The 15,071-nt window shown below is 40.8% G+C and carries 13 protein-coding genes; 5 read left to right on the forward strand and 8 right to left on the reverse strand.

From position 1 onward, the window contains the following. Positions 1-2: 2 nt before the first annotated feature. Positions 3-776: an ADP-ribosyltransferase gene (locus tag AAFM34_RS09440; protein ID WP_341662237.1), complete on the forward strand. Its 774-nt coding sequence runs from the start codon at positions 3-5 to the stop codon at positions 774-776. Between the two features lie 49 nt (positions 777-825). Here the strand turns inward: AAFM34_RS09440 and hutH are convergent, their stop codons facing one another. The 5 genes from hutH to hutC all read right to left on the reverse strand — a co-directional run bounded on the left by hutH (position 826) and on the right by hutC (position 7,217). Then, positions 826-2,358 carry a histidine ammonia-lyase gene (hutH, locus tag AAFM34_RS09445; protein ID WP_341662182.1) on the reverse strand — a complete coding sequence of 511 codons (1,533 nt, stop codon included), beginning with the start codon at positions 2,356-2,358 and terminating at the stop codon, positions 826-828. Between the two features lie 26 nt (positions 2,359-2,384). Further along, a complete protein-coding gene (gene hutU / locus AAFM34_RS09450; RefSeq protein WP_341662184.1) occupies positions 2,385-4,082 on the reverse strand; it encodes a urocanate hydratase in 1,698 nt (565 codons plus the stop codon). Between the two features lie 92 nt (positions 4,083-4,174). After that, complete coding sequence (gene hutG / locus AAFM34_RS09455; RefSeq protein WP_341662187.1) at positions 4,175-5,173, reverse strand: formimidoylglutamase; 999 nt, start codon at positions 5,171-5,173, stop codon at positions 4,175-4,177. Continuing rightward, positions 5,166-6,398 carry an imidazolonepropionase gene (hutI, locus tag AAFM34_RS09460; RefSeq protein WP_341662188.1) on the reverse strand — a complete coding sequence of 411 codons (1,233 nt, stop codon included), beginning with the start codon at positions 6,396-6,398 and terminating at the stop codon, positions 5,166-5,168. The genes hutG and hutI overlap by 8 nt, the downstream gene beginning before the upstream one ends. A gap of 105 nt (positions 6,399-6,503) precedes the next feature. Beyond that, positions 6,504-7,217 (reverse strand): histidine utilization repressor, encoded by a 714-nt coding sequence (hutC, locus tag AAFM34_RS09465; protein WP_341662190.1) that lies wholly within the window; start codon positions 7,215-7,217, stop codon positions 6,504-6,506. A gap of 201 nt (positions 7,218-7,418) precedes the next feature. Here hutC and AAFM34_RS09470 point away from each other — a divergent pair, with 201 nt between their 5' ends. Then, complete coding sequence (locus AAFM34_RS09470; RefSeq protein WP_341662192.1) at positions 7,419-8,162, forward strand: sporulation protein; 744 nt, start codon at positions 7,419-7,421, stop codon at positions 8,160-8,162. Here AAFM34_RS09470 and AAFM34_RS09475 read toward each other — a convergent pair. From AAFM34_RS09475 to AAFM34_RS09485, 3 genes are all read right to left on the reverse strand, one after another. Beyond that, on the reverse strand, positions 8,159-9,157 hold the full coding sequence (locus AAFM34_RS09475; protein WP_341662195.1) for a DUF3187 family protein: 999 nt from the start codon (positions 9,155-9,157) through the stop codon (positions 8,159-8,161). The two genes, AAFM34_RS09470 and AAFM34_RS09475, sit on opposite strands and share 4 nt — an antisense overlap. 150 nt (positions 9,158-9,307) lie before the next feature. After that, the gene (locus AAFM34_RS09480) at positions 9,308-9,775 is read right to left on the reverse strand and encodes an ASCH domain-containing protein (RefSeq protein WP_341662197.1); all 468 of its coding nucleotides are present in this window, start codon (positions 9,773-9,775) and stop codon (positions 9,308-9,310) included. A gap of 45 nt (positions 9,776-9,820) precedes the next feature. Continuing rightward, the gene (locus AAFM34_RS09485) at positions 9,821-10,594 is read right to left on the reverse strand and encodes a RelA/SpoT domain-containing protein (RefSeq protein ID WP_341662199.1); all 774 of its coding nucleotides are present in this window, start codon (positions 10,592-10,594) and stop codon (positions 9,821-9,823) included. Positions 10,595-10,908: 314 nt separating this feature from the next. Between AAFM34_RS09485 and AAFM34_RS09490 the strand changes: the two genes are divergently transcribed. The 3 genes from AAFM34_RS09490 to AAFM34_RS09500 all read left to right on the forward strand — a co-directional run bounded on the left by AAFM34_RS09490 (position 10,909) and on the right by AAFM34_RS09500 (position 15,071). Further along, on the forward strand, positions 10,909-11,556 hold the full coding sequence (locus AAFM34_RS09490; RefSeq protein ID WP_341662201.1) for a thiopurine S-methyltransferase: 648 nt from the start codon (positions 10,909-10,911) through the stop codon (positions 11,554-11,556). Positions 11,557-12,072: 516 nt separating this feature from the next. Then, complete coding sequence (locus AAFM34_RS09495; RefSeq protein ID WP_341662203.1) at positions 12,073-13,650, forward strand: hypothetical protein; 1,578 nt, start codon at positions 12,073-12,075, stop codon at positions 13,648-13,650. A gap of 218 nt (positions 13,651-13,868) precedes the next feature. Then, entirely contained in the window at positions 13,869-15,071 is a 1,203-nt protein-coding gene (locus AAFM34_RS09500) for an HD-GYP domain-containing protein (protein ID WP_341662205.1), read from the forward strand.

Here is a 15,071-nt window from a genome sequence, read left to right on the forward strand (position 1 = left end):
ATATAAAAACACTCTTTCTCACTTTGCTATTATTACTATCGACGCAAAGCTACGTTAATGCCGAAGATTTTGCTGAGTTTAAAGGACGTAGGCTAACGTCTCAAGAGGAAGCGCAGCAAGCTGAAGATTTAATGCAGTGGTCTACAGCTCATAATGCAAGAGCGGAAAGAAAGATGCTGCCAGGTGAATATAAAGCAATTGAGCGTTATGGCCGCGTTGATTACGATGTTATTAATGAATATATGAGAGCGGGTGAGCCAGAACGTTATTTAGGTCCAATGTTTGATGATGCGATTAAATCGAGTGTGTCAAATATACGTAGCGCTTTAAACAAGCTTCCTAACTATAAAGGGACTGTCTATCGAGGTTCATCAATAAAAAATAGCCTGTTAGAGAAGTTGAATGTGGGGGATATCCTCTATGAAAAGGCGTTTTTGTCGACGTCAACGATACCGAGTGTCGCCCGTACTTTCGCCTCAACAGGGGCATCTCAAGAGCGTTCTATTGCGCAGTTTAAAATAGAGCTTAAATCATCAGGTCGGGCAGTTAATGCGTACACCTTTAAAGATTATGAAGCGGAAATTTTAGCTAAGCCCAATACGTATTTTCGTGTTGAGGCAATAGAAAAAGTGTCTCCGACGAAAAACTACATAAAACTGAGGGAAGTGAAAAATCCAGCTAAGTACGTTAGTGCAGAGCCAGATATTCACGTTTATGACAGCTATAATGGCGAGGAGGTCGTGCTTCGTTCTCGTTCAGGATTACGCTGCTTATAACCAAAATCGGCTGAGCAAATAGCTCAGCCGAATACTCACTTATTATTAATCAAACGCTAGGTAAGATTTTTTCGGGTAGAAGATCATTGTGAACAGCGAGTAAAAGTAGATTGTTCGCTTGCTCTATATCTGGTGCAAAATAGCGATCCTTATCATAGAAAGACACTTTTTCTCGCAATATTTGCTTGGCTTCCTCTACTTTTGCCGATGATTTATTCGGTGCTCTAAAGTCGAGCCCTTGAGCTGCTGCAAGATATTCAACGGCCAATATACCACGTGTGTTTTCAGCCATATCACCCAATCGTCTACCAGCAAAGGTAGCCATAGAAACATGATCTTCTTGATTGGCGGAAGTGGGTAGGCTATCCACAGATGCAGGGTGAGCAAGTGCTTTATTTTCACTGGCTAAAGCAGCTGATGTGACTTGAGCAATCATAAAGCCAGAGTTAACGCCACCATTATCGACGAGAAAAGGAGGTAGTTTGCTCAAAGCACTATCGATGAGCAGCGCCATACGTCTCTCAGATAAACTGCCCATCTCTGCGATTGCAAGAGCGAGATTATCGGCAGCCATAGCTACAGGTTCTGCATGAAAGTTGCCTCCAGAGATAATATCACCGTCATCAGCAAAAACCAGAGGGTTGTCTGATACTGCATTGGCTTCAACTTCTAGAACGTCGGCAGCATTACGGATCTGCTGTAGGCATGCTCCCATGACTTGTGGTTGACAACGAAGTGAATAGGGGTCTTGTACCTTCTCACAACCTGTATGTGAGTCACCAATTTCGCTACTCACATCTAATAATTCACGGTATGAAAGTGCAGCATCCATTTGGCCGCGATGCCCGCGAACTCTATGAATACGTGGATCAAAAGGTCGACGGCTACCCAATGCTGCCTCAACAGACATAGCACCACATGTGGTTGCAGATGCAAATAAATCTTCGGCAGCAAACAGTCCTTCTAATGCGAAAGCGGTTGAAGCTTGAGTCCCATTAAGTAATGCTAGCCCTTCCTTCGGTGCTAAGGTTATAGGTTCGAGTCCTGCAATTTTCATTGCCTCCAGCCCCGAAATAATTGTGCCTTTATGACGGGCTTGACCTTCTCCTAGTAATACTGTGCTCATATGAGCCAGAGGTGCGAGGTCGCCAGAAGCTCCGACAGATCCTTTTTGTGGTACACAAGGGTAGACTTCGGCATTGATTAGGTCTATCAAGGCTTGTATGACAGATAAACGTATCCCAGAGAAACCGCGTGCGAGACTATTGACTTTTAATACCATCATTAGACGCACTGTTTCATCCGACATCAATTCACCTATGCCAGCTGCGTGCGAAAGAACAATACTTTTTTGAAGGGTTTCAAGGTCTTCGGTAGCAATACGAGTATTGGCAAGAAGCCCAAAACCAGTATTTATGCCATAAACAGTGCGGTTTTCTGCAATGACTTGCTCAACGATCTTGGTGCTTTCTTCAATTGCGGGAATTGCTTCTGGATCGAGAGAAAGTTTTAGTGATGACCGACTTACATGGCGCAGTTGTTTTAAGCTAATGCTGCCTGGTTTTAGCGTTAAATTAAACATTCTGATATTTCCTTGGTTCACCTTTATTATTTGAGTTTGCTCAACTCTTCATTAAGCATCGGAAGGTCTAACCCTTGCTGTGCTGCGCATTGTTTGGCAATGTCGTAGCCTGCATCGGCATGGCGCATGACTCCCGTTGCTGGGTCATTGTGTAGAACACGCGCAATGCGTTGAGACGCATCGTCAGTTCCGTCACAGCAGATCACCATTCCGGAATGTTGTGAAAAGCCCATGCCCACGCCTCCACCATGGTGAAGAGAAACCCATGTAGCGCCACCAGCAGTATTAAGAAGAGCATTAAGTAGAGGCCAATCTGATACAGCATCTGAGCCATCCATCATGCCTTCAGTTTCTCTGTTAGGGCTTGCAACTGAACCAGAGTCAAGGTGGTCCCTGCCAATTACGATCGGTGCTTTAAGCTCGCCGTTTTTCACCATTTCATTAAAGGCTTGGCCTAAACGTTCTCGGTCCTTTAAACCTACCCAACAAATCCGAGCAGGCAAGCCTTGGAACTGAATACGCTCTCTGGCCATATCTAACCAATTATGTAGGTGAGGGTTGTCGGGAATCAGCTCTTTTACCTTCTGATCAGTTTTGTAGATATCTTCAGGATCTCCTGAAAGGGCAGCCCAGCGGAATGGCCCAATGCCTTCACAAAATAGCGGTCGAATGTAAGCGGGAACGAAGCCAGGAAAGTCAAAGGCATTCTCGACGCCTTCCTCAAGAGCCATTTGACGAATGTTATTGCCATAATCAAGCGTTGCTGCTCCACGTTCCTGAAGCTCTAGCATAGCCCTAACTTGGATAGCCATGGACTCTTTGGCCGCTTTGACCACAGTTGCTTGGTCTTTTAGGCGCATTTCTGCTGCGTGGCTCATCGACCAGCCTATGGGTAAGTATCCGTTCAATGGGTCATGAGCAGATGTCTGATCAGTGACAACATCTGGTGTGATGTTACGCTCAACAAGTTCTGGAAATACATCGGCTGCATTGGCATGCAAGCCCACAGAAATTGGATGTTCTGATTCATAAATAATTGCAAGAGCCTCATCTAAACTTGTCGCTTTCTTATCGACGTAACCAGTACGCAGGCGGTAGTCTATGCGTGATTCATCACATTCTACGGCAATCATCGAGAAGCCAGCCATGGTAGCAGCAAGAGGTTGTGCTCCTCCCATTCCACCAAGACCACCTGTTAGGACCCAACGATTTTTTGCTTCGCCGCCGAAATGCTTTTTCGCCACTGAAACAAAGGTTTCGTATGTGCCTTGGACAATGCCTTGTGAACCGATATAAATCCAGCTTCCTGCTGTCATTTGGCCGTACATCATGAGACCTTGTTTATCCAACTCATTAAAATGTTCCCAATTAGCCCAATGAGGAACGAGATTAGAGTTAGCTATCAATACTCTGGGTGCATTTTTGTGGGTTGGAAATACTCCTACAGGTTTACCTGATTGAACTAATAAAGTTTGATCTTCTTCTAGCCTTTCAAGTACTTCTACGATTTTATCGAAACACTCCCAATTGCGAGCTGCCCGTCCGATTCCACCATACACAACCAGCGCGTGAGGGTGCTCTGCAACCTCAGGATCGAGATTGTTCATTAACATACGAAGTGGTGCTTCAGTTAACCATGACTTTGCTCTGAGTTTGGTCCCATGTGGGGCTCGGATGGTACGGTTAGTATCGAGGCGTATATCTTCTGATTGACGTTCCGTCATGAGGTAATTCCTTGTGTTTCACTTTATTTATTTGTACGCGGCTGACACAAAAGCAGTGCTTCTGTGTACATCACCCGCTATGTATCTATTGATTATTTTTCAGAAAAAGCGTTAGCTATGTCCCAGCAAAGTCGTGCTGCAAGGCGAGCAGTTTGGCTGTCGACATCATAAGTAGGGTTGTATTCAGCAATATCGGCAATAACTAATTTTTGTTTATAGTGTAAGATTCTGTCGAGGAACAGAGCCATGGTATCCATACTAACGCCTCTGGCTGCAGGTGCACTAACCCCTGGAGCTGTTGCTGCAGGGAATACATCAAGATCGATCGTAAGATAGATATAGTCACATTTGTCGATAAAATGCTGCAACTGGGTAAGGTGATATATGTGGTTGAGGTGTGCTAAGTCTTTATCTTCGACAAACCATACGTTGAGATCTTTGGCTCTTTCAAATAGGGCTTGAGTATTACTCGCACGGCTAACACCCAAACACGCATAATGGAATGGCCAATTATTTTTTAGGCAATAATCATGAATCTGATTAAATGGAGAACCAGAGCTTGGCTTGACTTCAGCGTTATTACTTTCGAAAGCCCTCAAATCGAAGTGCGCGTCGAAGTTGATAATTCCAATCTTGGGGGCTTTGGCTGGATTAAGGTACTCAAAGTAGCGAGCAAGTCCCAAAAATGATGCCCACGCAACTTCATGACCGCCACCTAAAGTAATTACTGGGGTGGAACGCAGGGCCGCAGCAATGACATCAGCACATTCTGATTGATATTGTTCTAGTAAATCATCTTCACACACTATGTTACCAAGATCGATCACCGCACTCTCTTTGTGCCATGCCATATTGGCTAATGCACGTCGAATTAAATCTGGAGCTTTGCGGGCGCCGATACGCCCTTTATTGCGAGCAACACCGGCATCACATGCAAATCCTAATATACTCACAGCATTACGGTAGGGCTCTAAATCTTTGACTTGCAGCTGTTTGATAATGTGGTGAACACGTTTGCCTAAAGCACCATCCTCTTGGTCATGGCGACCTTGCCAATGAAACTCTTGATTTGTTATTGGTAGATTAGACATGATCAACTTCTCCATTAATGACTCGAGCTGACAGTCTTGCTATTCCTTGTTGATAGCTAAAATCTGCGGGATGTTCCACATCCCAAATGGCGAGGTCTGCATCAAATCCATCACGGATCTGGCCTTTAACGTCTCCAAGCCCAAGTGCTTTTGCTGCATTACAGGTTACTCCGCGCAGCGTTTCTTCAGGTGTTAGCCCGAAAAATGTACACCCCATATTCATCATCATAGTCAAATCTGAGAAAGGTGAGGTGCCTGGATTCACATCCGTAGCAATTGCCATTGGGATTTTATGTTGACGCAAAAGCGCAATTGGAGGCAGTTGAGTTTCTCTCAAAAAGTAAAAAGCGCCGGGTAATAGGGTTGCCACAGTGTCAGAGTTTGCAAGTATGTTAACCCCTTCTTCATCTAAATATTCAATATGATCAACTGATAGCCCTTTATATTTAGCTGTTAAGGCTGTTCCACCTAGATTTGATAGTTGCTCAGTATGACCTTTGACATCTAAACCATGCTGTTTAGCTGCGATAAACACTTTTTCGGTTTGTTCCAAATTAAAGCCAATAGACTCACAGAAAACATCGACACTAGATGCAAGCTTTTCTTGTGCAACTAATGGGATGATTTCTTGGCATATGAGTTGGATATAATCGTCGGCTTTACCCAGATATTCTGGCGGAATCGCATGAGCAGCGAGTAAGGTGGTGACAATGTTAACCTTACGATGATTTTGTAATGCTTTTGCTGCACGCAGCATCTTTATTTCATCTGTTAACGTCAGTCCATAGCCAGATTTTACTTCAACAGTGGTTACGCCAGAACGTATTAGTCCATCGAGACGAGGCAAAGCATACTCAACTAATTCTTCTAGGGTGGCACTTCGAGTTGCTTTGACCGTTGAAAGAATTCCACCGCCTTGTTTTGCTATGTCTGAGTAGGGAACACCGTTTAAGCGCATTTCAAATTCGTTTGCTCGATTTCCTGCATAAACAAGGTGAGTATGGCAATCGATAAAGCCAGGAGTAACGAGTTTGCTACCACAGTCGTAAGTTTTGATGTTGGAGGGAAGCCCGTTAGTTAACGCATTCAGTTTACCCGACCTAATGCATAACGTTGTGGGTTGAGAAACAGAGTAGCCTTGTTCGCCCGGTATCATGGTAACTAGTCTAGCGTTAGTGAGTAACAACTCTTGATGTTGGTCGTGAGATGTTGAGTTACCATGCATTATATTATCGTCCATATATTTAAATGTATATACAAATATATGTTCGGGACGATAATTTGATCAAGAAGATTATTGGAAAAATGTGATCAAAAGATTTTTAATTTGTTAAGTCAGAAGAACCTTTGAACTTAATTTATAGCGAGTTCCAGGATGATATAAAAGTGCGGAGCTGACGAGTCTGTTATCACTCCAAGTTCTTCTATTAAGCAGTAAGCAGGGCTCATTGAGCCCCATCTTTAAAGCACTTCGGACATGATCACATGCCGCTATTGCTTCAACAGTGTGCTCTATTGCATTTAATGGACAGTTATCGGAAAGATACTGGTTGGGTGTGATTTGGGTAAAATCTTGATCAAGATATTCAGGGACATATATGCTGTTGACCCAACGAAGCTCGTATTGAATTGGTGAATCGTCTTCTAAATGAATAATCTCACTATAAAAAACGGGACTGTTTAACATGACGCCAAGCTTTGTTGCAACGGAGTCATCCGCGCGTAAGGCGATTTGTTGAAGCACCTTACTAGAGTATGTTTTACCTCGGAGCTTGACTTCCTCTGCGATATTTTGGATATCGAGTAAAGGTGATTCGGCTTTATCGTCAGAGGTGCAAACGAAGGTACCAAGTCTAGGTTTTCTCTGCAACTTACCTTCTGCTACCAGATCGCGTATAGCTTTATTTACTGTCATACGACTAACACTGAATTGCTCAGTCAGCTCTAGCTCTGTTGGAATACGATGTCCAACAGGCCACTGCGCAGACTCAATTTTATCACTAATGTATTGCTTTATTTGAAGGTATAAAGGTGACTGATTCATTATCTTTAAGTTTAACTTTATTTGACTATACAAATATTGATTTATTTTTGAGTTAATTGCAACACTGGTTATTATTTATTCGCCAATGGATTGGTTAAATGAATTGTTTTCTGTTTTGATATATTGGTTAAATAAATCACTTGCGGTAAAGATTTTAAACATGATAATCCAATATAAACATTATCATAAAAAGGAAAAACCATGTTTGGTCAGTTAAAAGCATCATTAGGTATTGGTGCTGCAAAGGTCGATACAGTTCTTGATAGTATGTCATATATACAAGGCGATACTCTAACTGGGACAGTGCACATCCAAGGTGGGGACGTTGATCAACAGGTTGATGCAATTAATTTAAAACTTTGCACAGAAGTTAAAGTAGAAGGTGAAGAAGGCACGAGTTACCAGCACTTCACCTTAGGCTCATTGCAGGCTGTGCAGCCATTTACAATTCATGCTAGTGAAAATAGGCAAGTACCATTTCAGTTCAAGCTTGATCCTGAAACACCCATCACATCTCTGAATACAGTAAACAATCAATGCCATGTTTGGCTTGAAACCAGTCTTGATATTGACTTTGCTATTGACCCTAAAGATCGAGACTTTGTTGAGATCAAGCCTTTACCAGTTGTAGATAAGCTCATCTCTACTATCGAGAATTCGGGGTTTACCATGGTAAAAGCAGATGTTGAAAAAGGGTATTTGGATGGTGGTAATTTTTCCTCGAAATCAGGTTGCTACCAAGAAATTGAATTTAGAAATAGCGGCATGATTAACCAAAAGGAAATTGAACTGTCCTTTATTCTGGATGTGAATACTATCCACTGCTTGGCTGAGGTTGATCGTTCGTTAAGTTTTCGTGGTGATCAGTATATTTCTTTTTCACTAAATCAAAATGCAAACGACTCAGAGATACTCTCAGCTGTAAATCAAATACTATCAGTTTAAGGGTGTTCCGATTTATTGTTGTCTTGGGACCCAAAGCGGTGTCGATATCCAATACCGAATGCGATATCGGTACTGTTATCTGCATTGAACATATTTTCAATCGCTGTAAATTCTAGTGAGGAGTTGTCCATTTGGTAACGATAGCCAAAGGTAAACTCAGTTGAGGGTTTTGAAAACTCATCGTCACCACTTGATACACTTTCATGTATCGCAAGTTGTCCAATCAAGTGGTGCTTTTCGAATATCTTATATCGATAGCTGGCTCCAATAGTCCAGGTGCTTGGCCTATAGGGCATTTCTTTGAACACAGTTGGTGTATTTCGGTATGTAAATGCGAATATGGCATCCAGAGAGTGTTTTTCTCGGCGATATCCATAGTTCAGTTGGATGGCTTGCTCAAATTCTGAAGATGAGAAAATGCCGTGATGTGTATTGTTGTAATACAGCGATACCCCCACAGAAAGCCCATGATGCTCTTTCGCGGTAATTTGATATTGTAAATAGCTAGTTAGAGCATGACTTAGGCTCTCGCCACGAAAGTTCTCCAGCTCTATCCCATACTCTGGTATATCAATAATAAATTGATCATTGTCTGCATCGTCACGTCCATTCTGGTCAATATTGAACCAGTCATGAAACGAAATAGTAAGGCGATCAAGGTGGTTATTTCCGGCATAGTTCCATCGGTAATTCATTTCAAACTGCCAATTTTGATGAGGTTGCCACTTGCCACCAATCGCTATTTGATTTTGGTAATAATCGAGTTTGTACTTTGGTGTTACTGCCCAGATACTTGAGATGGTTCCAGTTCCGAACAACTCCACTTGGCTTTTGTCCATTGAAAAGCCCGACCGAATTTGCGGAGAGAGGCTGTTAGTATGAAACGGAGACTGAGTGTAACTTTGTATTGGGCCATAATCATCGTTTGTTGACGCATATCCAGAATACAGCGGTATTGCAAGAAGAAAAAAGCAAAACGTCTTTATGCCATTCATATAACCTATTCTAATTCTTATTCGACTTATATAAGGTTAGTGCAGCTTGCTGACGTTTGCTTAGTTGATCGATCTGTTATTATTCTTAGATAGTGATTTATAAGTAAAGCTAATTAACTTTGCGCTTTAACGGTAGGTCTATAGTCTGCTTCACAGTGGATACACTTTTTCAAAGCGCTCTAATATAAGGTCTGATTCTGGCGTAAAGCTAGCTCCTACTTCTTTAGCATAGTCTGTGAAAAACTTAACATGTGCATCATGCCACCATTGGTAACTTAAATCTCCTTCACCCTCAAGGCGCGCAAACTCTTCCGTCACTTGATTGAAAGGACAAATAGAAACGTCGGTTAGTTTGATAATGCAAACTGGCTCTTGGTGCCAATTTAACACAATACCCAACCTCCCTACTTTTGGTAGGGGTTCATTTTCGATATCGTATGCTTCTTTAAGGCTACATGATGCTCTTTTTATGCCTTGGTTGATGAGTTTTGCACACAGATCTGCGTTGTACTCATCAGCACAAAAATGTTCAGCAATGGTGTCTGTGATTGTTTCACGTTGGTTGTTTGGAAGAGATGATAAGTATTGCCTAAGAAATGCTTCCTGTTGCGGTGTCATGTATTGTTCCTTTTTTAACAACTAAAATACAGTGTATTGACTAAATTAAGCAGCGCTTAGATGAGTAGTGATATATGGCTGCCAAGCGTTTTGATAAAGTGCTTTAGACTCTTTTCTCATTGAGCGAATTTGAGCTAGTTCGAATTCACTTGGGGTACGATTTTGAAGCGTCGCTTGACGTTCAATCCTTTGGATACTTTCATAAAGGTCATGCTCTGGACCATTCTTTACATCAGCAATCGCTTTTAGGTGCAATTGTACTTCAGCAATCAGGTTGGTTTTAGGTAATTGAACGAGTATGTTTAGGTCGCGATAGCCTGATGCAGTTGGCTTTTTGAATCGGTTTTTAGTTTTGACTATGGTTGTTTCGCGGTGAAGTACCTCATAAAGAGACATCAAACCTTCAATATCATCGGCCACTAAGGTTGCTCGGGCAAGATCTGTGATTCGCTCTACTTGTCCGTTGAGTTCATAGGTTATCTTTTCACTTGCCCGCTCAGAAGACTTAACCCCTGAGAAATAGGCTTGTGTAGATGTCAGCATGGCAGCGCTTTTACAAATCATTTCAAGTTCAGCTTGAGCTTGGTGTGCCTTGCTATAAAGCACATCGAAATCACAGTATGGTTGGATTGGAGTGGCTGACGTAGTTTGAATACCATACAAACCACTTAGGTTATGCTTGAACGCTTTAGAGCAAACCTGGTTTTGATCAGTTGAGCAATTTCCCTCTACGTTGGATTCGGCTTGAACGGCAGCGAAGGCGGGTGCACGGCTGAGCATTAAAAGCATCAGTGCAGTTGTTCGCAGAAATAAGCTCATTGACTCTCCTTAGATTGGTAGCTACTTGGACATAAGGGAATGCAAAAGGTTAATGTTGCCAAGAAGTACTTATCTCATATATTTACATGCGGTGAGAGTTAGAAAAAACAACCTATGAAAAACTCATTAGTTCAATTGTTTGAAGTAAATCTCATTAAATATGATTTAGTTACATCCACATGTTTCACTTAAAGTACTGCAAGTATAATCATCTAACCTGAACCTAATCTGAACAGATGATGCAGTAAAAGAGATACCACTGTTTAAGAGTTTCAGATAGGCTAGGGAAGTTGAAAATCACAAGAGGGAAGAGGATGAAAGATCCAGAGTTTTGGCATAGTCGATGGGCAGCAAATAAAATTGGTTTTCATCTGGAAGATGTCAATCCGTTGCTTGTCGAATTTTGGCCTATGACTAAGCCAATTCGATCTGATCGAGTGTTTGTGCCTTTGTGTGGTAAATCTGAAGATTTAGTCTGGCTTGCAACTAAACATACACATATTCAGGGTGTTGAATTAAGTGAAATTGCAGTTCGTTCTTTTTTTGCAGAGCATTTCTATACACCTATGGTGACGTCAGTCAATGGTCAGCACGATTTATATCAGTTTGATGAGCTATCCATTTATACCGGTGACATTTTTACTGCCCCGATAGAGCCAGCTGATATAGTTTATGATCGTGCAGCTTTGGTAGCCCTACCTGAATCAATGAGGCTTGAGTACGCTGAGCGGATAAAAGGCCTACTTAAAGTCGGAGGGCGTCTACTACTGATTACTACCGAATACCAACAGGAAGAAATGGCGGGCCCACCATTTTCAGTCACAGAACATGAGGTAAAAAGACTGTTTTCAGAATTTAAAATCTCAAAGCTTCACCGAGATGAAGCTGAGTTAACACACCCACGAGTTGTGAAACATGGACTTTCTAGGTTTGCTGAAGAAGTGTATTTAATAGAAAGTTAAATATGAGATTTTTATCAAATGAGTCATATAACTCCATGACTCATTTGAAGATTCCATTCTTAAAAAGTTAAATATCGTTAAACCAAAATATTCAACTATGCGTAGCGATAAATTTCGTCTAACTATTAATTAAATAGAGTGTTTTTGTTAAGTAGAATAAAGTATATACAATTCCTTATATTGTTTATTGTAAATAACAATCTATATTTTTATAATAATATAGATTTGTTCATATGTGATCTGAGATGTTAAATAATTGTTGATGGATGTTTTCTCCAAGTATATTTTTGAGTAACACAGAAATATATATTAGAGAAAACAATAATGATTAAATATCTTAGCCGACTTATTATACTAATTATGTTAGTGTTTTCTACTCACCAGGTTCATTCTCAAGACGATAAGAGTAGTCTTGATATAGAGAGGTGCACTCTATTTGGATATGAAAGTGAGTATCCAGATCAATGTAGCTATTATTTCCTCGATTTAGTCAACATTTCTTCTAATGAAAGGCAAGTGTTTACCAACAAGATCCTAGGTATTGGTTTTAGCTCTCCCTATACCTTAATCACTAGCCCCAAAAACATAAGTCTTCGTCAAATATATATAATGGAAGAAAGAGATTTAGATTATATTAGTAGTATTGTTAATCAAAGGGAACACAAGCTATTAAAAGCTGAGCGAGCCAGTACAAACATTAATAATTCACAGGTTATTGAATTCGCTTTTCATCGTAGATTCTCTATTGGTAGAGATGGCAGAGGTAATACAAACTTAAAATTTAAAGTCAGATACTATAGAAAATCTCCGTATTTTTATAAGTTTGGTGATAAAGACAAGTTTGTTGAAATCATCTTAGATGAGGGTGCTGGAATTAATATGGGTAATGAAGAAGATGTTTATGCTTCTTGGAAAAAAAATAGTCACACTAGTTATGTTTATCGTGAGTATATAGATTCAGCGAGCATTGATATTAGACTTAACGAAAGTCAACGTTTAGATAATGGTGATATTTACCTTAATGATCTTGAGCCTAAGATGCAAGACCAAACAGATACTCGGATTGAGAAAGAAACCACTTCTTCTATTAAGCTTGGTTTGGGCCTTGCTCCAAAACTACCAATTCAAAATATTGAATATCGCCTTACGAATAAATATCAAATTAATAGTAGTAAGCAATTTGGGTTAAAAACCGAAGCTCACCGAGATGGCTATCAACTTAAATATCTCAATAATACTTATGGCTCTCATTTGGAGCCTGAAGAAGGCTTTTGTAGTTTAGGTACTGCAGATGGTTGGTGTTGGGATTGGGCAACGTCAATGGATAAGCCATGGAACTTCAATAAGCTTAAGGATAGAAACCCTCTTTCTTTACAAGGACTACGTCCAGACTTTGTTGCCAAAATAGCGGCTAAACCTCAGGTAACTGGTTTCTCAACAATCAGTATTCGCTCAAAGATAAGTACGCTCGCTTTGTTTGGTCAAAATCGAATGTTTCTGGGTAGAAGGTACATCATTTCTAATGAATTGTACTCATCAGGAAGACTCCCTAGTTGGCGAGAAGATCGAAATTTTGAACAGCGAGATTACGGTGATGAGTTTACTATATTGGTCGACTGGGATAGTCCATGGTTCTTAGGGAGTGACGCTGTAACAATTAAGTCGGTGTATTTGAGTCAAGATGAGGCAATGTGCTTAACAGCAGAACCAAATTATCAGTTATCGTTCAAGCCGTGTGTAGAAGGCAGTAAGTTACAAGCCTTTGTTTATGATCAAGAGAAACGTTATCGCAGTGTTGCAAATCTGGATCTTTGTTTGGATACAGAAGAGGAACAACTTAGGCTTAGTGACCAGTGTAGTGATGATTATGCACCTAATACTCAAGTGTGGTACTGGGAAGAGCCTAATAAGTTTACCAATGATGTATTGCTTACAATTAACTCAGATCAGTCGATCAGCTTAATTGATGCATCCACGGGTGAGCCCAGAGTGCTCAAAGTTAACTATGATGATACCAAGCCTAATGGAACACAGTTCACCAGCCGATTTGCTGATTTTGGGACAGCTACATGTTTATGTAGCACCATTGAATAACAGGTATCTATAATCCAATTGAAACTCAACAGACAGGTGTTTGTTGAGTTGCCGCGAGGATGAGATTCTGACTCATTCGACTGCCTAATTCCCTTAATGTACGGAAGTTAACCGAACATCTTTACTTGGATCACCATAACTTTCCAGTGAGTGAAATAAATTGAGTTTATAATTTAAATTACATTTATATCATTATTATCAACTGGTGAAGTGATTAGATGAAGTTTGATCCAGACAACTCGATAAAAATACCTATCAATACGCTTACTGTTGGGATGTTTGTTACAGCGATTGAGGATAGTGAGCGTGTACATCTAGCCAATGCGGGGAGGGTGTCGTCCAAGAAAGCGATTAAGCAGCTAGAAAGTAGCGGAATTAAATTCGCCTGGGTAGATCAGAGTCTTTCTATAGAGGGTAGTGTTTTTAACCCTGTTGCAGATGGCTTGTCTGATAACACTCCGCGTATGGTGACGACAGTTAAACGTAAGCTCTCGAGTCGTAAGGTGAGACAGTCAACAGCCGTAAAGATAATACGTGATGCAAGAGAATTAGCTAACAAGCTTCTACATGAAACCTTCGATGATACAGCGCTTATTGTCCCTGATCTTGAACGCTGGGCAGAAGATTTGATAAGTGAAGCCCTTGATGATACGGATGCCCTTCATTGTGTGTCGGCTTTAAGAAACAAGGATGAATATCTACTTGAACACTCGGTCAATGTTGCGACTTTGCTCGTTACATTTGGCAAATTCTTAGGTTTGCCAAGTGATATGCTTAAGGACATGGCAATAGGTGGTATTATCCATGATGTCGGTAAAATAAAAGTCGATGATAAGGTCTTACACAAGAAAGGAAAACTGACACCAGAAGAGTTTGAACATATGAAATTGCACCAAGTGTATGCGGAGCAAATTATTTCTGAAGTGTCAGGTATTAGCCCTATAAGTCGTGATGTATGTTTGATGCACCACGAAAAGCTTGATGGAAAAGGCTATCCTAATGGACTTAAGGGGGATGAAATCCCATTGCATGGGCGTATGAGTTGTATTGTTGATATTTATGACGCGCTGACAGCAGATCGCTGTTATAAAGAAGGGATGAGCTCGGCTGATGCGTTCAAGGTTTTACTCTCTTTGACACCTTTTCATCTCGACAAAGATTTAGTTTATAAGTTCATAAATTGTGTCGGAGTATACCCAGTTGGAGCCATTGTTGAGTTAAACGATGGAAAAGTAGGAATTGTTTGGACATCAAATATAAGTGAACCCTTAAAGCCAGAAGTAAAGTGCTTTTACTCGCGCAAGTATAAAAGGTTTATCGATGTTAAGTTTGTTGATTTAAAAGACAAACGTTACAAGATTGAAAAGGCAATAGCACCATGTGATTTGGAGATTGATGCTAGGTCGTTTTTTGATGTTTGA

Source organism: Vibrio sp., assembly GCF_038138445.1.
In the GTDB taxonomy this organism is placed as follows: domain Bacteria; phylum Pseudomonadota; class Gammaproteobacteria; order Enterobacterales; family Vibrionaceae; genus Vibrio.